General features: G+C 64.8%; 19 protein-coding genes. 3 read left to right on the top strand and 16 right to left on the bottom strand.

The genetic code is table 11. The annotated features are described in order from the left end of the window. Positions 1-57 precede the first annotated feature (57 nt). Positions 58-393 (top strand): hypothetical protein, encoded by a 336-nt coding sequence (locus IM543_07875; protein QOY95743.1) that lies wholly within the window; start codon positions 58-60, stop codon positions 391-393. Positions 394-552: 159 nt separating this feature from the next. On the opposite strand, the gene cysM is transcribed toward IM543_07875, so the two are convergent. The 16 genes from cysM to gyrA all read right to left on the bottom strand — a co-directional run bounded on the left by cysM (position 553) and on the right by gyrA (position 19,673). Further along, complete coding sequence (gene cysM / locus IM543_07870; GenBank protein QOY95742.1) at positions 553-1,455, bottom strand: cysteine synthase CysM; 903 nt, start codon at positions 1,453-1,455, stop codon at positions 553-555. 108 nt (positions 1,456-1,563) lie between these two features. Beyond that, positions 1,564-2,955: a M28 family metallopeptidase gene (locus tag IM543_07865; protein ID QOY96576.1), complete on the bottom strand. Its 1,392-nt coding sequence runs from the start codon at positions 2,953-2,955 to the stop codon at positions 1,564-1,566. A gap of 119 nt (positions 2,956-3,074) precedes the next feature. Beyond that, positions 3,075-4,697, bottom strand: coding sequence for an MCP four helix bundle domain-containing protein (locus IM543_07860; protein QOY95741.1), 1,623 nt, complete (start codon positions 4,695-4,697; stop codon positions 3,075-3,077). 358 nt (positions 4,698-5,055) lie between these two features. Then, positions 5,056-5,415 carry a helix-hairpin-helix domain-containing protein gene (locus IM543_07855; protein QOY95740.1) on the bottom strand — a complete coding sequence of 120 codons (360 nt, stop codon included), beginning with the start codon at positions 5,413-5,415 and terminating at the stop codon, positions 5,056-5,058. A 113-nt stretch (positions 5,416-5,528) separates the two neighbouring features. Then, positions 5,529-6,506, bottom strand: coding sequence for a D-glycero-beta-D-manno-heptose-7-phosphate kinase (gene rfaE1 / locus IM543_07850; GenBank protein QOY95739.1), 978 nt, complete (start codon positions 6,504-6,506; stop codon positions 5,529-5,531). Between the two features lie 40 nt (positions 6,507-6,546). Continuing rightward, positions 6,547-7,722 carry a lipopolysaccharide assembly protein LapB gene (lapB, locus tag IM543_07845; protein ID QOY95738.1) on the bottom strand — a complete coding sequence of 392 codons (1,176 nt, stop codon included), beginning with the start codon at positions 7,720-7,722 and terminating at the stop codon, positions 6,547-6,549. A gap of 34 nt (positions 7,723-7,756) precedes the next feature. Continuing rightward, positions 7,757-8,068 carry a LapA family protein gene (locus IM543_07840; protein QOY95737.1) on the bottom strand — a complete coding sequence of 104 codons (312 nt, stop codon included), beginning with the start codon at positions 8,066-8,068 and terminating at the stop codon, positions 7,757-7,759. Between the two features lie 184 nt (positions 8,069-8,252). Next, positions 8,253-8,558 carry an integration host factor subunit beta gene (locus IM543_07835; GenBank protein ID QOY95736.1) on the bottom strand — a complete coding sequence of 102 codons (306 nt, stop codon included), beginning with the start codon at positions 8,556-8,558 and terminating at the stop codon, positions 8,253-8,255. A gap of 20 nt (positions 8,559-8,578) precedes the next feature. Beyond that, the gene (gene rpsA / locus IM543_07830; protein QOY95735.1) at positions 8,579-10,285 is read right to left on the bottom strand and encodes a 30S ribosomal protein S1; all 1,707 of its coding nucleotides are present in this window, start codon (positions 10,283-10,285) and stop codon (positions 8,579-8,581) included. A gap of 263 nt (positions 10,286-10,548) precedes the next feature. Continuing rightward, complete coding sequence (locus tag IM543_07825; GenBank protein ID QOY95734.1) at positions 10,549-11,211, bottom strand: (d)CMP kinase; 663 nt, start codon at positions 11,209-11,211, stop codon at positions 10,549-10,551. A gap of 63 nt (positions 11,212-11,274) precedes the next feature. Beyond that, positions 11,275-12,606, bottom strand: coding sequence for a 3-phosphoshikimate 1-carboxyvinyltransferase (gene aroA / locus IM543_07820; protein QOY95733.1), 1,332 nt, complete (start codon positions 12,604-12,606; stop codon positions 11,275-11,277). Further along, positions 12,603-13,517, bottom strand: coding sequence for a prephenate dehydrogenase/arogenate dehydrogenase family protein (locus IM543_07815; GenBank protein ID QOY95732.1), 915 nt, complete (start codon positions 13,515-13,517; stop codon positions 12,603-12,605). The genes aroA and IM543_07815 overlap by 4 nt, the downstream gene beginning before the upstream one ends. After that, the gene (locus IM543_07810; protein ID QOY95731.1) at positions 13,514-14,638 is read right to left on the bottom strand and encodes a histidinol-phosphate transaminase; all 1,125 of its coding nucleotides are present in this window, start codon (positions 14,636-14,638) and stop codon (positions 13,514-13,516) included. The genes IM543_07815 and IM543_07810 overlap by 4 nt, the downstream gene beginning before the upstream one ends. Before the next feature lie 27 nt (positions 14,639-14,665). Beyond that, positions 14,666-15,736 (bottom strand): prephenate dehydratase, encoded by a 1,071-nt coding sequence (gene pheA, locus IM543_07805; GenBank protein QOY95730.1) that lies wholly within the window; start codon positions 15,734-15,736, stop codon positions 14,666-14,668. 177 nt (positions 15,737-15,913) lie between these two features. Continuing rightward, a complete protein-coding gene (gene serC, locus IM543_07800; GenBank protein ID QOY95729.1) occupies positions 15,914-17,005 on the bottom strand; it encodes a 3-phosphoserine/phosphohydroxythreonine transaminase in 1,092 nt (363 codons plus the stop codon). A gap of 52 nt (positions 17,006-17,057) precedes the next feature. Next, entirely contained in the window at positions 17,058-19,673 is a 2,616-nt protein-coding gene (gene gyrA, locus IM543_07795) for a DNA gyrase subunit A (GenBank protein ID QOY95728.1), read from the bottom strand. 345 nt (positions 19,674-20,018) lie between these two features. Here gyrA and IM543_07790 point away from each other — a divergent pair, with 345 nt between their 5' ends. Both IM543_07790 and ubiG read left to right on the top strand, forming a co-directional pair. Then, a complete protein-coding gene (locus IM543_07790; GenBank protein ID QOY95727.1) occupies positions 20,019-20,744 on the top strand; it encodes an OmpA family protein in 726 nt (241 codons plus the stop codon). A 132-nt stretch (positions 20,745-20,876) separates the two neighbouring features. Next, positions 20,877-21,581: a bifunctional 2-polyprenyl-6-hydroxyphenol methylase/3-demethylubiquinol 3-O-methyltransferase UbiG gene (ubiG, locus tag IM543_07785; protein ID QOY95726.1), complete on the top strand. Its 705-nt coding sequence runs from the start codon at positions 20,877-20,879 to the stop codon at positions 21,579-21,581. The last annotated feature ends 4 nt before the right edge of the window (positions 21,582-21,585 follow it).

Raw genomic sequence — 21,585 nt, 5'->3', positions numbered from 1 at the left:
TCCTGGAGCCGAGCGCCGCATGGGGCTCCGTCCAACCCAAAAATAGGATATTGAATCATGACAAACCAAGTCGGCATTGATATGAATAGCGATTCGGAGTCCGATGAGCTCCTGCAGTACAACCCGAATCGCCTGCTCGACACCCTGATCGAGAACCTGCGCCTGAAGAACGACGCTGCTCTGTCGCGTGCGCTGGAAGTGGCGCCGCCGGTGATCTCGAAGATCCGTCACCACCGCCTGCCGGTCGGCGCCTCGCTGCTGATCCGCATGCACGAAGTCAGCGACCTGTCGATCCGCGACCTGCGCTACCTGATGGGCGACCGCCGTGCCAAGTTCCGCATCAGCGACAAACAGTTCAAGCCGAAGGAAGGCGCCGCCCCGAAAGAGGCGTAATCGCAGCGCCGGCGCTCGGGCGCCGGTACCGCGCCGGGCGGCCGATGGCCGCGCCGGCCTGACCGTGCATGTGCACGCGCAGGAAATTCGCCGGTTTAGTTGCAGATAGTAAAAAGCCATCCGTCAGGATGGCTTTTTGTTTTGCTGCGCCGGTATCGCTCAGGCCGGGAACACGCCGGTCGACAGGTAGCGGTCGCCGCGGTCGCAAACGACGAACACGATGGTCGCGTTCTCGACCGTTTGCGAGATGCGCAGCGCCACTTCGCAGGCGCCCGCCGCCGAGATGCCGCAGAAGATCCCCTCCTCGGACGCCAGGCGGCGCGCCATCTGCTCGGCCGCGGCCTGGCTCACCGCTTCCACCTGGTCGACCCGGGATTTCTCGTAGATCTTCGGCAGGTAGGCTTCCGGCCACTTGCGGATACCCGGGATCGACGAGCCTTCTTCGGGCTGGGCGCCGATGATGCGGACCGCCTCGTTCTGCTCCTTCAGGTAGCGCGACACGCCCATGATGGTGCCGGTGGTGCCCATCGCGCTGACGAAATGGGTGATCCGGCCCTCGGTATCGCGCCAGATTTCCGGACCGGTGCTCTCGTAGTGGGCGCGCGGGTTGTCGCCATTGGCGAACTGGTCGAGGATGATGCCCTCGCCGTTCTTTTGCATCTGCTCGGCCATGTCGCGGGCGTATTCCATGCCGCCGGATTTCGGCGTCAGGATGATCTTCGCGCCATAGGCTGCCATGCTCTGGCGGCGCTCGACCGACAGGTTGTCCGGCATCAGGAGCACCATCTTGTAACCGCGGATGGCGGCTGCCATGGCCAGCGCGATGCCGGTGTTGCCGCTGGTCGCTTCGATCAGGGTGTCGCCCGGCTTGATGCTTCCGCGCTGCTCCGCGCCGCGCAGCATCGCCATGGCGGCGCGATCCTTCACCGAGCCGGCCGGATTATTGCCTTCGAGCTTGCCGAGGATGATGTTGTTGCGGGCAGCCGCATCGGCGCCGGGCAGGCGCACCAGCTGCACCAGCGGGGTGTTGCCGATCGTGTCTTCGATGGTCTTGTAAGCCATTCCTTGCTTTCTCGCGATTTCCTAAACCGCTATTCTAATCCGGACAGCAAGATGGCGTCCCTGCCCGACCATGGACCGGCGCGGCGGCCGGTCCATGCTGCCGCCGGATCAGCGTTGCGGCAGCGGGTAGGTGGCGACGCTGACGTTGCCGTCCCTGTCGACTGCCTGCACGCCGAAGAACACATTGTCCTTCGACAGGTCGACTGTTGCCTCGGTGACCATGCCAACCCACTTGGCCCCCTGCCAGTCGGCAGCGGTGGTATCGCGCCAGACGATGCGGTAACCGGCCACGTCCGGTTCCGGGTTCGCCTGCCACACCAGGGTCGAGTCGTTGGTCAGCTTGTCGGTGCGCAGCTTGACGTTCTGCGGCGCACCCGGCGCCAGCGCCAGCGAGGCCAGCGCCGCGCCGTTCACCCTGGCCACCTTGGCGATGTAGTCGTAGTCATTGAACTTGATAAGGTCGCCGTACACCTTGCCATTTTCGGTACGCAGGTCCTGGTGCTGGTGCGAGAAGTCCTCGGCCGGCTCGGTGAAGCGCAGCGCGGCATAGCCCTGCTCCAGGAAGGGCATGTGGTCGCCACCGCGCAGGTAGCGGTCGGCGCGGTGGATCACCGACACCTTGAAGTCCTTCACGTAGCGCTCGCCCTGCTCCTTGGTATGGCGGGCCAGCTGGCGCGAGAGCGAATCGCTGTCGCCGCCGGTGGCCACCAGCTGGCGCACGGTGTCGCTCATTTCCCTGGTCGCCGGAATGCTCTGCGAGAACAGGCGCACCTGCTTGTTGTCCACCTTGCCATTGTCGGCGGTCGAGCTGCCGATGATGTCGTTGGTGAACATGCCGGCGATGTTCAGCTTGTTCTTGCGCGCCTGCTCGGCCCAGTGGCGCGCGCCCAGCAGGCCCTGCTCTTCGGCGGCCACGGTCATGAAGACCAGGGTGGCGTCGAACTTGTGCCTGGCCATGACGCAGGCCAGTTCCATCACGGCGGCGGTGCCCGAGGCGTCGTCGTTGGCGCCGGGGGCGTCGTCGGTGTAGTTCATCACGTCGCTGACGCGCGAATCGTAGTGGCCGCTGACCACGTACAGGCGGTCCCTGGAGACTGCCTGGGTGCCCGGCAGCGTGGCGACCACGTTGACGATCTCGGTCGGGCGCGAGATGCGCGCCGATACCGGGGCGATATGGCTGTCGAAGGCCACCTCGAGCCCGGTGCCGGCGCCGCAGCGCTCCAGTTCGCTCTTGATCCAGCGCCGCGCGGCGCCGATGCCGCGCGTGTCGGATTCCGTTTCCGACATCGTGTGGCGGGTGCCGAAGCTCACCAGCTTGGCGACGTAGGCTTCGATGCGCTTGGGCGAGATCTCCGCGACGATCTTGTTGATCTGCGGCTGCTGGCGCTTCAGGTCGGGGGCGGCCGGAGTGGCGGTCGCTGCGGGTGCCGCGGCGGCTGCCCCCGCAGTGAGGGCGAGCAGTGCGGCGAGCAGGCGGGAAGAGATGCGGGCGTGAGGCATGCGTACCTTTCTAATCGTGATGTGCGTAGACATGCGCATCTTCTCACGCGGATCGATTGGTGTCAGTCAATACACGGCCGCGCGCGCAACAGCAGCCCGCGCCGGTCGGCATCGACCGCTCAGTGTGCGCCGATGGCCAGCCTGGCCTGCGGCAGGGACCGGGCATCGTTGGCGGCGTCGAGGCGGAACACGCTCACGACGTGGGCCAGCCGCTCCGCTTCCGCCTCCAGCGAGGCCGCCGCCGCCGTCGCCTGCTGCACCAGCACCGCATTCTGGCGGGTAGCGTCGTCCATCTGGCCGATGGCCTGGTTGACCTGGCCGATGCCGGCGCTCTGTTCGGCGCTGGCGCGGGTGATCTCGGCCATGATGTCGGTGACGCGGCGCACCGAGGCCACGATGTCGTTCATGGTGGCGCCGGCTTCGTCCACCAGGCGCGCACCCGCATCGACGCGCTCGACCGAACTGCCGATCAGGCCCTTGATCTCCCTGGCCGCGGCCGCGGAGCGCTGCGCCAGGTTGCGCACTTCGGTGGCCACGACGGCAAACCCGCGGCCCTGCTCGCCCGCCCGCGCGGCTTCCACCGCGGCGTTCAGCGCCAGGATATTGGTCTGGAAAGCGATGCCGTCGATCACGCCGATGATGTCCACGATCTTCTTCGACGAGTCATTGATCGAGGCCATGGTCTCGACCACCTGGGCGACGACGGCGCCGCCGCGCAGCGCGACCTCCGAGGCCGATTCGGCCAGCGCATTGGCCTGGTGGGCATTGTCGGCATTCTGGCGCACGGTCGCAGTGAGTTGCTCGACCGAAGCGGCGGTGGCATCCAGCGTGCCGGCCTGGCGCTCGGTGCGCCCGGAAAGGTCGCGGTTGCCGTTGGCGATCTCGGTCGACACGCTGGCAATGCCGAGGGTGCCGTTGCGTACCTGTTCGACGATGGCGACCAGGCTGTCGCGCATGCCCTTCATGGCGAACAGCAGGCTGCTGCGGTCGCCCGGCGCGGTGTCGATCCTCACGCCCAGGTCGCCCGCCGCGATGGCGCCCACGATCGAGGCGGCGTAGTCCGGTTGGCCGCCCAGCTGGCGCAGCAGGCCGCGCGTGATGATCCATGCGCCCAGCGCGCCGACCGCGACCGCCCCCAGGCACAGCAGGGTCATCCAGCCGAAGAAGCCGGAGGCCATCGCGCGCGCGCCGGCCGCCTGTTCCTTGTTCAGCGCTTCCTCGAGGTCAATGAAATGGTTGATACTCGCAAGCCAGCCGACGAAGGCCGGCGCGGCTTCCTGCGACAGCAGTGTGACGGCTTCCTGCGCCTGGCCGCCGGCGTGCAGCGCGATCACGCGCTCGATCAGCGGCTCCGCGCGGCGCTCCTGTTCCTTGATGGCGGCCAGCGCTTCCTTCTCGGCCGGCGAAATGTCCTGGAGTTCGGCAAACAGCTTGTCCATCGGCTGGGCCGACCGTGCATAATTGTCGTCCAGGGTCCTGATCAGGGCCACCGGCACCGCGGCGCCCGCCGCGTCGCTCGCCAGCACCACATCGCGCAGGGCGATCGCGCGGTCATGGACGCTGCCGCGGAAATTGATCGCGTAACGCTGCTTGACGCTGTTGACGTCGTTGATGTGGTTGAGGACGCGGTCGATGTCGCCGACGCGGCTGATCGCCAGCGCCGTCAGGACGATCATCAGGAAAAAAACCGCGCCGTAGCCGGCAGCGAGGCGCTTGCCGATGGTGAGAGACTTCGTAGTCATGGTGGTTTGTCGGTGGATGGGGGAAGGGATATCAATAAAACAATGTTACTTTCCATTCTGCAACACCGAAACTATAGCACGGCCAGGCTGCGATTGCTCAAATTCGTCAGTTATTTGTGTAACTTCCCTCGCCACCATTGGACAGATAAAACAAACCCGCCTCGCCCTGGTGCGGGCCAGTGACGTAGCGGTAGACGCTGTTGTAGGGTGGACGGGTCTCCCGTCCGCGCGTTCAAGCGCACGATGAGCCCTTGGGTGCGAGGTTTCAACCGAGATGTGAACGCGCGGACGGCGCAGCCGTCCACCCTACGAACGTGGTAACTGAACGGCATTACCCGCGTCGCCGCGGGTTTTCGTCTTACATCGATGCTTTCTGCTCGGCCGGCTTGTCCTTGGCATCGGCCTTGGCCGAGGTCTTCTGCGCCTTGGCCGGCTTGGCCGCCGCGGCATCCATCGGCTTGCCATTGACCACCAGTCCGGCGTCCGACAGCTTCATCGCCTTCTTGCCCTTGACGCCCTTGATGCGGCTCTGGAAATCGGCCCAGTCCTTGAACTCGCCCTTGGCGCGCTCGTCGAGGATCATCTTCGACATGCTCGGGCCCACGCCCTTGATGCCGTCCAGCGCGGCCGCGTCGGCCTTGTTGACGTCCACCTGGGCAAAGGCAAACCCGGTCGAGGCGACCAGCGCGGCAACAGCGAGTACCAGTTTCTTGATCATTGAATGTTCTCCGTAGGTTGTCGGTCGATGGACGGCGACGCCGTCCATCCTCGCACTAACGGAGCGGCCGGGCCGGCGTTGACGGCCCGGATTTGACGGAACTCAAGCCAATCTCAACCGGGGAAAAGTTCGTCCCGGGTGACGGTCGCGGTGCCGAGTTTACCCACCACGATGCCGCCGGCGCGGTTGGCGGTGGCCAGCGCCTCGGCCAGCGGCGCGCCCGCGCCCAGCATCGCGGCCAGGGTGGCGATCACGGTGTCGCCGGCGCCGGAGACGTCGAACACTTCGCGCGCCTCCGCGTGCACGTGCAGCACCTCGTCGGCGCTGTACAGGCTCATGCCCTCTTCCGAGCGCGTCAGCAGCAGTGCGTCCAGGCCCAGTTCGGCGCGCAGGTTCTGGGCTTTGGCGCTCAGCTGCTCCTCGGTCTTCCAGCCGCCGACCACGCGCTGCAGCTCCGAGCGGTTCGGGGTCAGGATGGTGGCGCCGCGGTAAGGCGTGAAATCGTCGCCCTTGGGGTCGACCAGCACGATCTTGCCGGCGGCGCGCGCCGCCTTCACCATCTCGGCCACGTTGACCAGCGCGCCCTTGTTGTAGTCGGACAGGATCACCACGTCGTAGCTGGGCAGCAGCGCGCGGAACTGGTCGAGCTTCTCGACCAGCACGGTCTCGGTGGGCGCATCCTCGAAGTCGATGCGCACCATCTGCTGCTGGCGGCCGATCACGCGCAGCTTGATGATGGTGGAGATCGCGTCGTCGCGCTTGAGGTAGCTGTGGATGCGGCTTTCCTTCAGCAGCTTCTCGACCTCGTCACCGGCTTCGTCCTTGCCGGTGATGCCGAGCAGGCCGGTATGGGCGCCCAGTGCGGCGGCGTTGCGCGCGACGTTGGCGGCGCCGCCCAGGCGCTCCTCGCGGCGCTCGATGCGCACCACCGGCACCGGCGCTTCCGGCGAGATGCGCGAGACGTCGCCGAACCAGTAGCGGTCGAGCATGACGTCGCCCACCACGAGCAGGCGCACGCTGGAGAGTTCGGGGGCCGCCGCGCGGCGAAAACTGTCTGCCGCCAGCAGGCGGCTCGGGATCGGGTCGTTCATGGGTTTTATGTCGGACGCGCCGGGCTTCGCATACCCTGCGTCAATTCATCACGTTGAGTTCTTCGGTACGGCGCGGCGGATAGGTTTCCCAGCGGCTGCACCCCGGACATTGCCAGTAGAACTGGCGCGCCTTGAAGCCGCAGTGGCTGCACTGGTAGCGCGCCAGCTTCTGGGTGTAGCGCTGCACCAGGTTCTTGACCATGGACAGTTCTTCCCAGACATGGGCCGGCGCGTCCATCAGTCGCGCTTCGAGCAGTTTATCCAGGCCCAGCAAGGTGGGGTTACGGCGCAGTTCCTCGACCACCAGCTGTTTGGCGGCTTCCACGCCGTCGAGTTCGATGACGGCCTTGAACACCACCTCGATCAGGTCGATGGACGAGGCCTCGAGCAGGTAGGCGCGCAGCAGGTTGACGCCTTCCTGCGGCCGGCCGACCTTGCGGTAGCCGTCCATCAGGCGTTGCGCTACCAGCGCCACGTGCGGCACGCTCTGGTGCTCGACGCGGCGCCAGGTGGCCAGGGCCGCTTCGGTATCGCCCTGGGCCAGCTGGGCGTCGCCGATCAGGATGGTGGCGCGCACGCTCGAACGGTCGGCCTGCAATGCCTTGTCGAGCAAGCCCATGGCGTCGCTCGGCTGCAGGTGCACCAGGGCATCCTGCGCCAGTTCGCAGTAGAACTGGGCGATTTCCTTCTGGCGCGAGCCGGCGCCCGATTCCTGCAGGCCGCTGGCGACGTCGATCGCGCGGCGCCATTCCTTTTCGCGCTGGTAGATCTCGAGCAGCGCGCGGCGCGCCTGCACCTCGAAGGGGGTGTCGACCAGCAGGTTGAAGGTTTCCTCGGCGCGGTCGAGCAGGCCGGCCTTGAGGTAGTCCATGCCCAGTTCGTACTGGGCGTGCGCCTTCTGCTCGCTCGGCAGGTCCGGGCGCGCGAGCAGGTTCTGGTGGACCCGGATGGCGCGCTCGGTCTCGCCGCGGCGGCGGAACAGATTGCCGAGTGCAAAGTGCATGTCGGCCGATTCGGGGTCGAGCTTGACGATCTCGATGAAGGAATCGATGGCCTTGTCAGGCTGGTCGTTGAGCAGGTGGTTCAGGCCCTTGAAGTAGCCGCGCGGGAGCGAGCGCGATTCCGAGACCACTTCGCGGATGTCGACGCGGGCGGCGATCCAGCCCAGGCCGAAGATGAATGGGATGCCAAGCAGCATCCAGAGTTCGAATTCCATGTGTTCTTGTTCTGTGTGACGCGGGTGGAAAGGCTCAGCGCGCCGGGTTCACGGCATCCGGCTGCGGCGCCTGGATGGCCGAGCCGGTGCCGGCGGCGCTTTGCAGGGCCTGGATGGTGTTCTTGTGCTGCGAGGTCTGGCGGCGCTGGCGGAACACGGTCGGCGTCAGGGCCAGGATGCCGAGTGCGGCGCCGGCGATGAAGAAGGCCAGCAGCATCAGCACGAGCGGGCCGCGCAGTTCATAGTTGAGGAAGAAATGCAGGTCGACTTCCTGGGTGTTCTTCAGGGCGAAACCGAAGAACAGGATGAACAGGATGATGCCGGCGATGGTCGAAACAAATTTCATCGGAAGTGCCCGCTGAATGGATAGGCAAATGAGTGCACGAAGGCGAAGTGTCGCATATCCAACATGATATTTCAAAAGCCGAGGTGGCGCTGCCCTTGCAAGGGCTGGACACCGGCGAAAAAAAACGGCATCCCCGAAGGGACGCCGTTCTTGTCTGCCGACGCGCAGACGACTTCAGGAAGACTCAATCCTCGATGATCGGTTGCCCGACCATCGCGTCCACCCGCTCGCGCAACTGCTTGCCCGGCTTGAAGTGCGGCACCCGTTTTTCGGGCACCATCACCTTGTCGCCGGACTTCGGGTTGCGGCCGATGCGCGGTGGCCGGCTGTTCAGCGCAAAGCTGCCGAAACCGCGGATCTCGATGCGTTGACCGGTCGCCAGGGCGTTGGTCATCGCGTCGAGGATGGTCTTGACGGCAAACTCGGCATCTTTCGCCACCAGCTGGGAATAGCGCTCAGCCAGGCGGTTGATCAGCTCGGACTTGGTCATCTGCTCGCCTCGAAAAGGAATTAACCTTTATTGTCGAACTTGGCCTTCAGCAGGGCGCCCAGGCTGGTGGTGCCCGATGCCGCGCTGTTGTCCGAAGCCAGTTTCTGCATTGCTTCCTGGGTGTCGACGTTGTCTTTCGCCTTGATCGACAGTTGGATGCTGCGAGCCTTGCGATCGATGTTGATGACCAGGGCTTCGACCTTGTCGCCCACTTTCAGGTGGGTGCCGGCGTCTTCCACGCGGTCACGCGAGATTTCCGAAGCGCGCAGGTAGCCTTCGACTTCGTCGCTCAGCGCGATGACGGCGCCTTTCGGCTCAACCGACTTGACGGTGCCGGTGACCAGGGTGCCCTTGTCGTTCAGCGAAGCGAAGTTGTTGAACGGGTCGCCTTCCAGCTGCTTGACGCCCAGCGAGACACGCTCGCGCTCGACGTCGATTGCCAGAACCACGGCTTCCAGCTCGTCGCCCTTCTTGAACTTGCGCACGGCTTCTTCGCCGGCTTCGGTCCAGGACAGGTCCGACAGGTGCACCAGGCCGTCGATGTTGCCCGGCAGGCCGATGAACACGCCGAAGTCGGTGATCGACTTGATCGAACCCTTGACCTTGTCGCCCTTCTTGTGGGTCATGCCGAAGTCGTCCCATGGGTTCGCCTTGCACTGCTTCATGCCCAGCGAGATACGGCGACGCTCTTCGTCGATTTCCAGGACCATGACTTCGACTTCGTCGCCCAGCTGGACAACCTTGTTCGGAGCCACGTTCTTGTTGGTCCAGTCCATTTCCGAGACGTGCACCAGGCCTTCGATGCCCTGCTCGACTTCCACGAACGCGCCGTAGTCGGTCAGGTTGGTGACCTTGCCGAACAGACGGGTGCCCTGCGGGTAGCGACGCGACAGACCGGTCCAAGGATCGTCGCCCAGCTGCTTGACGCCCAGCGAGACGCGGTTCTTTTCCTGATCGTACTTGAGGACCTTGGCGGTGATTTCCTGGCCAACCGACAGCACTTCCGACGGGTGACGCACGCGACGCCATGCCAGGTCGGTGATGTGCAGCAGGCCGTCGATGCCGCCCAGGTCGACGAACGCACCGTAGTCGGTGATGTTCTTGACGACGCCGGTGACCACGGTGCCTTCTTTCAGGGTTTCCATCAGCTTGGCGCGCTCTTCGCCCATCGATGCTTCGATGACGGCGCGACGCGACAGGACGACGTTGTTACGCTTGCGGTCCAGCTTGATGACCTTGAATTCCAGGGTCTTGCCTTCGAACGGGGTGGTGTCCTTGACCGGACGGGTGTCGACCAGCGAACCCGGCAGGAATGCGCGGATGCCGTTGGTCAGGACGGTCAGGCCGCCCTTGACTTTACCGTTGACGGTACCGGTGACGATCTCGCCCGATTCCATTGCTTTTTCCAGAGCCAGCCACGATGCCAGGCGCTTGGCCTTGTCGCGCGACAGGATGGTATCGCCGAAACCGTTTTCCAGCGATTCGATGGCCACGGAAACGAAGTCACCGATCTGGACTTCCAGTTCGCCCTGGTCATTCTTGAATTCGTCGACCGGAATGAAGGCTTCCGACTTCAGGCCGGCGTTGACGATCACGAAGTTGTGATCCAGGCGCACGACTTCAGCCGAGATGACTTCGCCCGAACGCATGTCTTGACGCGACAGCGATTCTTCGAAAAGGGCGGCGAAGCTTTCCATGCCGGTATCTTGATTGGTTGCAGTAGACATAAAGGATATTACTCAGGTTAGCCCAGCAGGCCGGCAATAGTGCGGACTGAACTGGGGTTAGGTTGAAACACACCTGCGATGGCGGAATTGCCGTCGCAGGCACCAACAAGGACAACGTGCCTTCGCACGTCGTCCCCGCGACGGCGGGGACCCAATTTTGTGTGCGTTGTCGCGGCGATGACTCGAGCCAACTAGACGCAACGAACTTGGATTCCCGCCTGCGCGGGAATGACGACTCTTACGCTAACGAGTCATCATTAAACTCAGGCATGCGCATACCAGGCCAATACCTGTTCGACCGCGTCCGCGGCCGTCATGTTCGAGGTATCGAGCGGGTAGGCATCTGCCGCCGGGACCAGCGGAGCGATCGCGCGCTTGGTGTCGCGCTCGTCTCGTTCGGTCAAATCCTTCAGCAGATCGTCCATATTAGCAGAAAACCCTTTGTCAATCAATTGCTTATACCGGCGTTGCGCACGTGCCTCCACGCTTGCGGTCAAGAACACTTTTAATTTCGCGCCGGGAAAGATGACGGTCCCCATGTCGCGCCCGTCGGCCACCAGGCCGGGGGTCTCGCGAAAGCCCAGCTGCAGGCCGTACAGCGCCTGGCGCACGGTCGGCAGCGCGGCGATCTTCGATGCCATGTTGCCAACCTCTTCCGCCCGGATCGCGCCGCTGACGTTCTCGTTGTTCAGGAAGATGTCGCCGCCCACGAAGCGCGCCGGCAGGTGCTCGGCCAGCTTGGCGATACCGTGCTCGTCGCGCAGTTCGACGCCGCGGCGCAGCGCCTGCAGTGCGGTCAGGCGGTACAGGGCGCCCGAGTCGAGCAGGTGGAAGCCCAGGCGCTCGGCGACCTTGGCGGCAACGGTGCCCTTGCCGGAAGCGGTCGGGCCGTCGATGGCGATGACGGGAATGGGATTATTTGGCATGTGATGGTCGCGGGGGTAAAACGGTCCAGTGGACTATTTTACTGGCTCCCCCGCGGTGCCGGTTCAAAACAGTTCGTTTTTCGCAATGCCCGCGAACGCCTCGAAATACTCGGGGAAGGTCTTGGCCACGCATTTCGGGTCATTGATGCGCATCGCATTCCCCCTGCGTGCCGCGCCGTCCAGCGAGGCCAGCGAGAAGCACATCGCCATGCGGTGGTCGTCGTAGGTATCGATGGTGGCCGGTTTCAACTGCTCCGGCGGCGTGATGCGGATGTAGTCCGGCCCCTCTTCCACCTCGGCGCCCACCTTGCGCAATTCGAGCGCCATCGCGGCCAGGCGGTCGGTTTCCTTCACGCGCCAGCTGGCGATGTTGCGCAGCGTGCTCGGGCCGTCCGCGTACAGCGCCGCCACCGCGATCGTCATCGCGGCATCCGGGATGTGGTTGAAATCGGCGTCGATGGCCTTGAGCACGCCGTTCGAGCGCGCCTCGATCCAGTTCTCGCCGCGGGTCACGATCGCGCCCATGCGCTCGAGCGCGTCGGCGAAGCGCACGTCGCCCTGGATGCTGTTCTCGCCCACGCCCTCGACCCGCACCGGCCCGCCGGCGATCGCGCCGGCCGCCAGGAAGTAGGACGCCGACGAGGCATCGCCCTCGACGTGGATGCTGCCCGGCGAGGCATAGCGCTGGCCCGGGTGCACGGTGAACGAGGACCAGCCGTTCTGCTCGACCGTCACGCCGAAGCGGCGCATCAGGTTCAGAGTGATTTCGATGTAGGGCTTGGAAATCAGTTCGCCGACCACGTCGATCGAGACCGCGTGCGTGGTCGCCATCAAGGGAGCCGCCATCAGCAGCGCGGTCAGGAACTGGCTCGACACGTTGCCGCGCACCGCCATCCGGTTGGCGACAATGTGGCCGCGCCGGATGCGCAGCGGCGGGAAGCCCTGTTCTCCGGTGTATTCGATCTGGGCGCCGACGGCGTTCAGCGCCTCGACCAGGTCGCCGATCGGGCGCTCGTGCATGCGCGACACGCCATGCAGGGTGTAGTCGCCGCCGATCACCGCCAGCGCCGCCGTCAGCGGACGGATGGCGGTGCCGGCATTGCCCATGAACAGATCGGCTTCATGCACCGGCAGCACGCCGCCGTTGCCGTGCACGACCACGGTGCGCTCGTCGACTTCGTCCCACTTGATGCCGAGCGCGCGCAGCGCGCCCAGCATCACCATGGTGTCGTCCGAGGCCAGCAGGTCGTGAATCAGGGTGGTCCCTTCGGACAGCGCCGCCAGCAGCAGGGTTCGGTTCGAGATGCTCTTGGAACCCGGCAGGCGCACGCTGCCCTCGACGTGGATCACGGGTTCGAGGTCGATGTGCTGCGGGTAGTGTGTAGACTGCGTCATTCTGTATCCTGGTGCGTATTGCGGTACTCGTGGGGCGGCGAGCCGGCCTCGATCGCCTCGATCCATGCCTGCCTGGCGCGCTGCGCATTGGCAAACACGGTTTCGAGGCCGCGTCCGTCGGCGGCGGCGAGCTGCGCCCGCAATGTGGTCAATTGTGCCAGATATGCATCCAGCTCGGTGAGCAGGGCCTCGCGGTTGGCCAGGCTGATGTCGCGCCACATCTCGGGCGAAGAGCCGGCGATCCGGGTGAAGTCGCGAAAACCGCTGGCGGCATACTGGAACAGCATCTCGGCGTGCGGCTTGCCGGCGATGTCGTCGACCAGCGCATAGGCCAGCAGGTGCGGCAGGTGGCTGACGGCGGCGAACACGCGGTCATGGTCGGACGGACTCAGGGTATGGATCAGCGCACCGCAGCGGCGCCAGGCGTCGGCGACCCGCTCCACCATGCCGGGCGGGTTCTCCGGGAGCGGCGTGAGCACGGTCTTCTTGCCGCGGTAGAGCGCCGCGCGGGCGGCGTCCGGTCCGTTCGATTCGCTGCCGGCAATCGGGTGGCCCGGCACGAACTGGCGCACCCGCTCGCCCAGGGCCGCGCGCGCGCTTGCCACCACGTCGCACTTGGTGCTGCCGGCGTCGGTGATGACGGTCTGTGGTTCCAGGTGCGGCAGCAGCGTGGCCAGGATCGGCCCGGTCTGCCCGACCGGCGCGGCCAGCAGCACCAGGTCGGCGCCGCGCAGCGCCTGCGCCGGGCTGTCGCAAACCTCGTCGACGATGCCCAGTTCGAGGGCGCGCGCCATCGCTTCCGGAGAACGGCCCAGCCCTGCCACGGTGCGCACGGCGCCGGCTTCCTTCAGCGCCAGCGCGAAGGAACCGCCGATCAGGCCGACGCCGACGATGACCAGGCGGTCGATCATCGATCCAGCGCGCTCGCGCTTGTCAGCGCTCGCTCGAGGGCGGCGATGAAGGCCGCATTCTCTTCCGGCAGGCCGATCGAGATGCGCAGCCACTGATGCAGCCCGTAGTTGCCGACCGGGCGCACGATCACGCCCTGCTGCAGCAGCGCCAGGTTGACGCGGGCGCCGGCCTGGTCGTCGCTACCCACCTTCACCAGCACGAAGTTGCCGAACGAGGGCACGTACTGCAGGCCCAGTTCCTCGAAAGCGGCGGTCAGTTGCCGGTAGCCCTCGGCGTTGTTGCGGGCGCCCTGCTCCAGGAAATCCTTGTCGTTGAGCGCGGCGACCGCGGCGGCCTGCGCCAGCGAATTCACGTTGAAAGGCTGGCGGATGCGGTTCATCAGGTCGGTCACTGCCGGCTGGGCGATGGCGAATCCCACGCGCAGGCCGGCCAGGCCGTAGGCCTTGGAGAAGGTGCGCGAGACGATCAGGTTCGGGTACTTGCGCACCCACCCGCTCGATTCGAACTGGTGTTCCGGCGCCAGGTATTCGTTGTAGGCCTCGTCCAGCACCACCACCACGTTCGACGGCACCTTCTGCAGGAAGGCCTCGATCTGCTCGGCCGGGATGAAGGTGCCGGTCGGGTTGTTCGGATTCGCCACATAGACCAGGCGGGTATCCGCTTCGATGGCGGCGGCCATGGCGTCGAGGTCATGGCCGTAGTCCCTGGCCGGCACCACGATCGCGCGCCCGCCCACGCCCTGGGTGGCCAGCGCGTACACGGCGAACGAGTACTGCGCATACACCACCGACTCACCCTGTTGCACGAAGGCGTGCGCGGCGATTTCCAGGATGTCGTTGCTGCCGTTGCCGAGGGTGATCCAGTCGCTAGGGACGTCGTAGCGTGCGGACAGTGCGGCCTTCAGCTCGAAGCCGTTGGCATCCGGGTAGCGGCCGAGGTCGGCGGCTGCCTGGGCCATCGCGGCGCGGCTCGATGCCGGAATGCCGAACGGGTTCTCGTTGGAGGCGAGCTTGACGATCTTGGCTTCGTCGAGGCCGAACTCGCGGGCGACTTCAGCGATGGGTTTGCCAGCCTGGTAGGGGGCGATGGCGCGGACGTAATCTGGACCGAATTGCGACATGGTTGATCTCAAAGAAAAGTAGAAAATTCAGAGGCTCTGGGGATAGGAGCCAAGCACCTTGAAAAAGGCGGCGTTGTCTTTCAGTTCGCCGAGGGCGCGGGCGACGGCGGGATCAACGACATGGCCCTCGATGTCGACATAGAAGTAATACTCCCAGGTGCCGATGCGCGCCGGGCGCGACTCGAAGCGGGTCATCGACACGCCATGTTTGGCCAGCGGCGCCAGCAGCTTGTAGACGGCCCCGGCCTTGTTCGGCACGGCCAGCACGATCGAGGTATGGTCGCGGCCCGAGGGGCCGGTCTCCAGGCTGCCGATCACGGCGAAGCGGGTGCGGTTGTGCGGGTCGTCCTGGATGTGGGCCTGGACCACGCCGAGCTGGTACTGCTCGCCCGCCATCTCGCTGGCGATCGCCGCCACGCTCGGGTCCTGGCTGGCCAGGATCGCCGCTTCGGCATTCGAGGCCACGGCGCGCCGCTCGACGTCCGGATGGTGCAGGTTGAGCCACACCTGGCACTGGGCCAGCGCCTGCGAATGGGCGCACACCACCTTGACGCCGTCCATGCTGCCGGTTTTGGTCATCAGGCTGTGGTGGACCGGGATCGAGATCTCGCCGCTGATCACGGTGGTGGTGGCCAGCATCAGGTCGAGGGTGCGGTTGATCGCGCCTTCGGACGAGTTCTCGACCGGCACCACGCCGAAATCGGCGGTGCCGGCCTCGGTGGCGCGGAACACCTCGTCGATCGAGATGCAGGGCAGCGCCTCGATCGCGGTGCCGAACTGCTGGTACACGGCCTGCTCGCTGAAGGTGCCGGAGGGGCCGAGATAGGCCACCGTCACGCGCTTTTCCAGCGCGCGGCAGGACGACATGATTTCGCGGAAGATGGTCTGGACGTCGCGATCCTTCAGCGGGCCGGGGTTGCGCTCGGCGACGCCGCGCAGGACCTGCGCTTCGCGTTCCGGGCGGAACACCGGGGCGTTGGTCTCGGCCTTCACGTGGCCGACCTGCTGCGCGATCTGGCCGCGCCGGCTCAGCAGCGCGAGGATTTGCGCGTCGATCGCGTCGATCTGTTCGCGCAGGGGGAGGAGTTTGTCTGACATGTTCTGCTAAGCAAAAATCGGGCGTTAAGCGATTCGCGGCTGTTCTTGCGTTTCTTGAACGCGTGGGCGGGAAACCCGCCCACCCTACGAAAACCGCTGTCTCGTAGGGTGGGCAGGTCCCCTGCCCACGCGTTCAACCGGCCGATGCGTCACCGCGCCAACCGGTCGAACACATGATCAACGTCCCGCGAATTCGTTCAAATAATCGACGAGGGCCTGCACACCCTCGAGCGGCATCGCGTTGTAGAGCGATGCCCGCATGCCGCCGACGGACTTGTGGCCCTTCAGTTGCAGCAGCCCGCGCGCCTTCGCGCCGGCCAGGAATTTGTCGTTCAGGGATTCGTCGCGCAGGAAGAACGGTATGTTCATGCGCGAGCGGTAGTCGGGCGCGACGCGGTTCTGGTAGAAGTCGTCGGCGTCCAGCGCGGCGTACAGCAGGCGCGCTTTGTCGATATTACGCTGTTCCATCGCCGCGACCCCGCCCTGCTTCTTCAGGTGAGCGAACACCAGGCCCGCGATGTAGATCGCGTAGGTCGGCGGCGTATTGAACATGGATTCGTGCTCGGCCACGGTCTTGAAGTGGAAGGCCGAGGGACAGATCGCCAGCGCGTCGTCCAGCAGGTCGTCGCGCACGATCACCAGGGTCAGGCCGGCTGGGCCGATGTTCTTCTGGGCGCCGGCGAAGATCAGGCCGTACTTCGACACGTCGATCTGTCGGGACAGGATGTGCGAGGACATGTCGGCCACGATCGGCACCTTCGGCCGCGATTCGGGCACGAAGTTGAACTCGACGCCGTCGATGGTCTCGTTGGTGCAGATGTGCAGGTAGGCGGCGTGCGGCGTGAGGTTCCAGGTCTCCTGCGGCGGCACCGACGTGAAGCCGGTCGCTTCGCTCGATGCGGCGACGTTGACCTGGGCGTAGCGCTTCGCCTCCTTGATCGACTTGCCCGACCAGGAACCGGTATGGATGAAATCGATCGTCGCCGGCTGCGCGCAGCAGCCGACCAGGTTCATCGGGATGATGGCGTTCTGGCCGAGGCCGCCGCCCTGCATGAACAGGATCTTGTAGTTGCTTGGTACCGCCAGCAACTCGCGCAGGTCGGCTTCGGCCTGCCTGTAGATCGAGATGAACTCCGGACCGCGGTGACTCATCTCCATCACCGACATGCCGCTGCCCTGCCAGTCGAGCATCTCGCTGGCGGCCTGCTGCAGCACTTCCTTCGGAAGGACGGCCGGACCGGCCGAAAAATTGAAAATCTGCTTCGTCATGCGGCCCTTTCTGCCAAAAAAAGGGCCGCGTCGAGGCGGCCCATCGGGGTGCTTACTGCGGCGCCTGTTCGAGCTCGACCTCTTCCAGGTCGGTCTCGACGATGCGCTGCAGGCCGGACAGCTTGGTGCCGTCCTCGACCGCGATCAGGGTCACGCCCTGGGTCGCGCGGCCCATCTCGCGGATCTCGGCGACGCGGGTACGGATCAGGACACCGCCGGTCGTGATCAGCATGATCTCGTCGGTGGTATCGACCAGGGTCGCCGCCACCACCTTGCCGTTGCGTTCGGACTGCTGGATCGCGATCATGCCCTTGGTGCCGCGGCCGTGGCGGGTGTACTCCTGGATCGGGGTGCGCTTGCCGAAGCCGTTCTCGGTGGCCGTGAGCACCGACTGATGCTCGTTCTCGGCCACCAGCAGGGCGATGACCTGCTGGCCCTCTTCCAGGTTCATGCCGCGCACGCCGCGCGCCGTGCGGCCCATCGGGCGCACGTCGTTCTCGTCGAAGCGCACCGCCTTGCCGCCGTCCGAGAACAGCATCACGTCGTGTTCGCCGTCGGTCAGCGCGGCGCCCACCAGCACGTCGCCATCGTCCAGGTCGACCGCGATGATGCCGGCCTTGCGCGGGTTGCTGAAGTCGCGCAAAGGCGTCTTCTTGACGGTGCCGAGCGAGGTCGCCATGAACACGTAGTGGTGTTCCGGGAAGGTGCGATTTTCGCCCGACAGCGGCAGGATCACGGTGATCTTCTCGCCGTCCTGCAGCGGGAACATGTTGACGATCGGCTTGCCGCGCGAATTGCGCGAGCCCTGCGGCACTTCCCAGACCTTCAGCCAGTACATCCGGCCGCGGTTCGAGAAGCACAGCATGTAGTCGTGGGTGTTGGCGATGAACAGCTGGTCGATCCAGTCTTCGTCCTTGGTCGCCATCGCCTGCTTGCCGCGGCCGCCGCGCTTCTGGGCGCGGTATTCGGCGATCGGCTGCGCCTTCATGTAACCGGTATGCGAGAGCGTGACCACCATGTCCTGCGGGGTGATCAGGTCTTCGGTTTCCAGGTCGCTGGCGTTGTGCTCGATGACCGAGCGGCGTGCATCCTTGCCGTTCTCGGTGTACTCGCTCTTGATGTGCGCCATCTCGTCGCTGATGATGGTCGTGACGCGTTCCGGCTTGGCCAGGATGTCGAGCAGGTCGGCGATGTGGTCCATCACCTCCTTGTACTCGTTGATGATCTTGTCCTGCTCCAGGCCGGTCAGGCGCTGCAGGCGCATCTGCAGGATTTCCTGGGCCTGCTCGTCGGACAGCTTGTACAGGCCGTCCTGCTGCATGCCGTAGTGCTTCGGCAGGTGCTCCGGACGGAAGGCTTCGATGCCGCCGGAAGCGCCCATCTCGGTGCGGCTCAGCATTTCGCGCACCAGGGACGAATCCCAGGCCTGCCCCATCAGCTCGACCTTGGCGACCGGCGGGGTCGGCGCGGCCTTGATGATGGCGATGAAATCGTCGATGTTGGCCAGCGCCACCGCCAGGCCTTCCAGCATGTGGCCGCGCTCGCGCGCCTTGCGCAGCTCGAACACGGTGCGGCGGGTAACCACTTCGCGGCGGTGCGACAGGAAGCACTCGAGCATCTGCTTGAGGTTCAGCAGCTTCGGCTGGCCGTTGACCAGCGCCACCATGTTCATGCCGAAGGTGTCCTGCAGCTGGGTCTGCTTGTACAGGTTGTTCAGCACCACTTCCGGCACTTCGCCGCGCTTGAGTTCGATGACCACGCGCATGCCCGACTTGTCGGACTCGTCGCGGATGTCGCTGATGCCTTCGAGCTTCTTGTCGCGCACGTTCTCGGCGATACGCTCGAGCAGCGATTTTTTATTTACCTGGTACGGCAGCTCGTCGATGATGATCGCGACGCGGCCGCCGTCCTTGCCGTATTCCTCGAAGTGGGTCTTGGCGCGCATCACCACACGGCCGCGGCCGGTGCGGTAGCCGTCGCGCACGCCCGAGACGCCATAGATGATGCCGGCGGTCGGGAAGTCCGGCGCCGGGATCAGCTCGATGAGTTCGTCGATCGTGCATTCCGGGTTGCGCAGCAGGTGCTGGGCGCCGTTGATGACTTCCGACAGGTTGTGCGGCGGGATATTGGTGGCCATGCCCACCGCGATGCCGGACGAACCGTTGATCAGCAGGTTCGGAATCCGGGTCGGCAGGACGGTCGGTTCCTTTTCCTTGCCGTCGTAGTTCGGCTGGTAGTCGACCGTGTCCTTGTCGATGTCGGCCAGCAGTTCGCTCGAGATGCGATCGAGGCGGCACTCGGTGTAACGCATTGCCGCGGCCGAGTCGCCGTCGATCGAGCCGAAGTTGCCCTGCCCGTCCACCAGGGTGTAGCGCAGCGAGAAGTCCTGCGCCATGCGCACCAGCGTGTCGTAGATCGACGAGTCGCCGTGCGGGTGGTATTTACCCATGGTGTCGCCGACCACGCGCGCGCACTTCACGTACGGGCGGTTGTGGGTCGTATTACTTTCGTGCATCGAGTACAGCACGCGGCGGTGCACCGGCTTCAGACCGTCCCGCACGTCCGGCAGAGCACGGCCCACGATCACGCTCATCGCGTAATCGAGGTAGCTCTTGCGCATTTCTTCTTCGAGGGAAATGGGAACTGTTTCTTTTGCGAATTGATCCATTGGGCGGGTCGACTGCTTTCAGGCTAATGGTTATGAGTTGCAACGGACGATTCTACCATGGTGCAGTTAGCACCAGTACAAATCCGTCTTCGGGACCGACGGTTCCAGCATTGTCGATGCCGGCCGAGTCCGCTTGCGCAAATGTTGCAACAAAACAACGCACATGGAGATTCGCCAATGTTTGATTTGGGTGCAGTCGTACGTTTCTAGTGCATGTGGCAAAATGGACAGGAAAATAATTGATTGATTCACAATGCGAGACTGACATCGCTGGCTGCGTGTTAATATATTGATCACAATGCTGGGCTGCGTTTCGCAAGGTGTTTACCCGAAAGGAAAAAGAATATGAATAAACTGGCCACCCTCATGCTCGCTGCTTCGGCTGCGATCGCGGGCAACGCATTTGCCCAAAGCGATGCACCGTATGCGCCGCTGACCACCGACATGCAGGCGCGTACGCCGTATAGCGCCTATGTGCAGGACAGCCGCGGCGTGATCGCCCGCAATCCTTTCGGCCTGTGCTGGCGCACCGGTTACTGGACGCCGGCCGACGCGGTCCCGGGCTGCGACGCGCCGCTGTGCGTGCCGCCGGAAAAGCTGGAAAACGGCAAGTGCGTCGCGCCGCCGCCGCCGCCGCCGCCGCCGGTCGTCGCACCGGCACCTGCCCCGGCGCCTGCGCCGACCCCGGCGCCGGCCCCGGTCCCGACCTCGGAAAAAGTGTCCTACTCGGCCGACGCCTTCTTCGATTTCGACAAGGCGGTCTTGAAGCCGGCCGGCAAGGCCTCGCTGGACGAGCTGGTGGCCAAGCTGGGCGACATGAACCTGGAAGTCATCATCGCCGTCGGCCACACCGACGCGATCGGTACCGATGCCTACAACCAGAAGCTGTCGATCCGCCGTGCTGAAGCCGTCAAGACCTACCTGAAGGGCAAGGGCGTGGAAGAAAACCGCATCTACACCGAAGGCAAGGGCGAGAAGCAGCCGGAAGCCACCAACAAGACCGCGGCAGGCCGCGCCAAGAATCGCCGCGTGGAAATCGAAGTCGTCGGTACCCGCAGCGTCAACCAGTAATCCGCCGATTGCTGAACGAAACCCCGCTGCGGCGGGGTTTTTTTTCGCGCGGGAACCGGGCGCCCCGCAGGCACCGCCATATTTTCCGTGCGGCACTCTGAGATCACCCACATTTCCAGTATCATCCCGAGTATGAATACGAACGCAGACCCATTAGAAATCCAGAAATTCAGTGAGCTGGCCCACCGCTGGTGGGACCCGACGTCCGAATTCCGCCCGCTGCACGAAATTAATCCTTTGCGCCTCGAGTGGATCAACGCCCGCGCCCCGTTGCTGGGCAAGAAGGTGATCGACATCGGCTGCGGCGGCGGCGTGCTGTCCGAGGCCATGGCGCGCAAGGGCGCCAAGGTGACCGGCATCGACCTGTCGAAAAAGGCGCTGAAGGTGGCCGACCTGCATAGCCTGGAATCGGGCGTGGAGGTGCGCTACAAGCACATCTCGGCCGAAGAGATGGCAGCCGAGGAGCCGGGCCAGTTCGACGTGGTCACCTGCATGGAAATGCTCGAGCACGTGCCCGACCCGGCCTCGATCGTGCAGGCCGCCGCCACCCTGGTGAAACCGGGCGGCCACATCTTCTTCTCGACGCTCAACCGCAACCCGAAGTCCTACCTGTTCGCGGTCATCGGCGCGGAATACATCCTGCGCATGCTGCCACGCGGCACCCACGACTACGCCAAGTTCATCACGCCGGCCGAGCTGTCGCAATTTGCGCGTCTTGCCGGATTGCAAGTCGACGGCCTGAAAGGCCTGACATACAATCCGCTGACCAAGATTTACTCGCTCAACAACGACACCGACGTGAACTACATGGTGGCGTGCAGCAAGCCGCCGCAGTAATCCG

It is taken from the genome of Massilia sp. UMI-21 (assembly GCA_015277795.1).
Lineage (GTDB): Bacteria > Pseudomonadota > Gammaproteobacteria > Burkholderiales > Burkholderiaceae_D > Telluria.
The sequence above is the reverse complement of the archived record's forward strand: the minus strand, read 5'-3'. Positions and strand labels throughout refer to the sequence as shown.

What these genes read in the sequence shown, in the direction of transcription:
- IM543_07875 (QOY95743.1), top strand. Translation starts at nt 58, where the DNA reads ATGACAAACCAAGTCGGCATTGATATGAATAGCGATTCGGAGTCCGAT.
- cysM (QOY95742.1), bottom strand. Translation starts at nt 1,455, where the DNA reads ATGGCTTACAAGACCATCGAAGACACGATCGGCAACACCCCGCTGGTG.
- IM543_07865 (QOY96576.1), bottom strand. Translation starts at nt 2,955, where the DNA reads ATGCCTCACGCCCGCATCTCTTCCCGCCTGCTCGCCGCACTGCTCGCC.
- IM543_07860 (QOY95741.1), bottom strand. Translation starts at nt 4,697, where the DNA reads ATGACTACGAAGTCTCTCACCATCGGCAAGCGCCTCGCTGCCGGCTAC.
- IM543_07855 (QOY95740.1), bottom strand. Translation starts at nt 5,415, where the DNA reads ATGATCAAGAAACTGGTACTCGCTGTTGCCGCGCTGGTCGCCTCGACC.
- rfaE1 (QOY95739.1), bottom strand. Translation starts at nt 6,506, where the DNA reads ATGAACGACCCGATCCCGAGCCGCCTGCTGGCGGCAGACAGTTTTCGC.
- lapB (QOY95738.1), bottom strand. Translation starts at nt 7,722, where the DNA reads ATGGAATTCGAACTCTGGATGCTGCTTGGCATCCCATTCATCTTCGGC.
- IM543_07840 (QOY95737.1), bottom strand. Translation starts at nt 8,068, where the DNA reads ATGAAATTTGTTTCGACCATCGCCGGCATCATCCTGTTCATCCTGTTC.
- IM543_07835 (QOY95736.1), bottom strand. Translation starts at nt 8,558, where the DNA reads ATGACCAAGTCCGAGCTGATCAACCGCCTGGCTGAGCGCTATTCCCAG.
- rpsA (QOY95735.1), bottom strand. Translation starts at nt 10,285, where the DNA reads ATGTCTACTGCAACCAATCAAGATACCGGCATGGAAAGCTTCGCCGCC.
- IM543_07825 (QOY95734.1), bottom strand. Translation starts at nt 11,211, where the DNA reads ATGCCAAATAATCCCATTCCCGTCATCGCCATCGACGGCCCGACCGCT.
- aroA (QOY95733.1), bottom strand. Translation starts at nt 12,606, where the DNA reads ATGACGCAGTCTACACACTACCCGCAGCACATCGACCTCGAACCCGTG.
- IM543_07815 (QOY95732.1), bottom strand. Translation starts at nt 13,517, where the DNA reads ATGATCGACCGCCTGGTCATCGTCGGCGTCGGCCTGATCGGCGGTTCC.
- IM543_07810 (QOY95731.1), bottom strand. Translation starts at nt 14,638, where the DNA reads ATGTCGCAATTCGGTCCAGATTACGTCCGCGCCATCGCCCCCTACCAG.
- pheA (QOY95730.1), bottom strand. Translation starts at nt 15,736, where the DNA reads ATGTCAGACAAACTCCTCCCCCTGCGCGAACAGATCGACGCGATCGAC.
- serC (QOY95729.1), bottom strand. Translation starts at nt 17,005, where the DNA reads ATGACGAAGCAGATTTTCAATTTTTCGGCCGGTCCGGCCGTCCTTCCG.
- gyrA (QOY95728.1), bottom strand. Translation starts at nt 19,673, where the DNA reads ATGGATCAATTCGCAAAAGAAACAGTTCCCATTTCCCTCGAAGAAGAA.
- IM543_07790 (QOY95727.1), top strand. Translation starts at nt 20,019, where the DNA reads ATGAATAAACTGGCCACCCTCATGCTCGCTGCTTCGGCTGCGATCGCG.
- ubiG (QOY95726.1), top strand. Translation starts at nt 20,877, where the DNA reads ATGAATACGAACGCAGACCCATTAGAAATCCAGAAATTCAGTGAGCTG.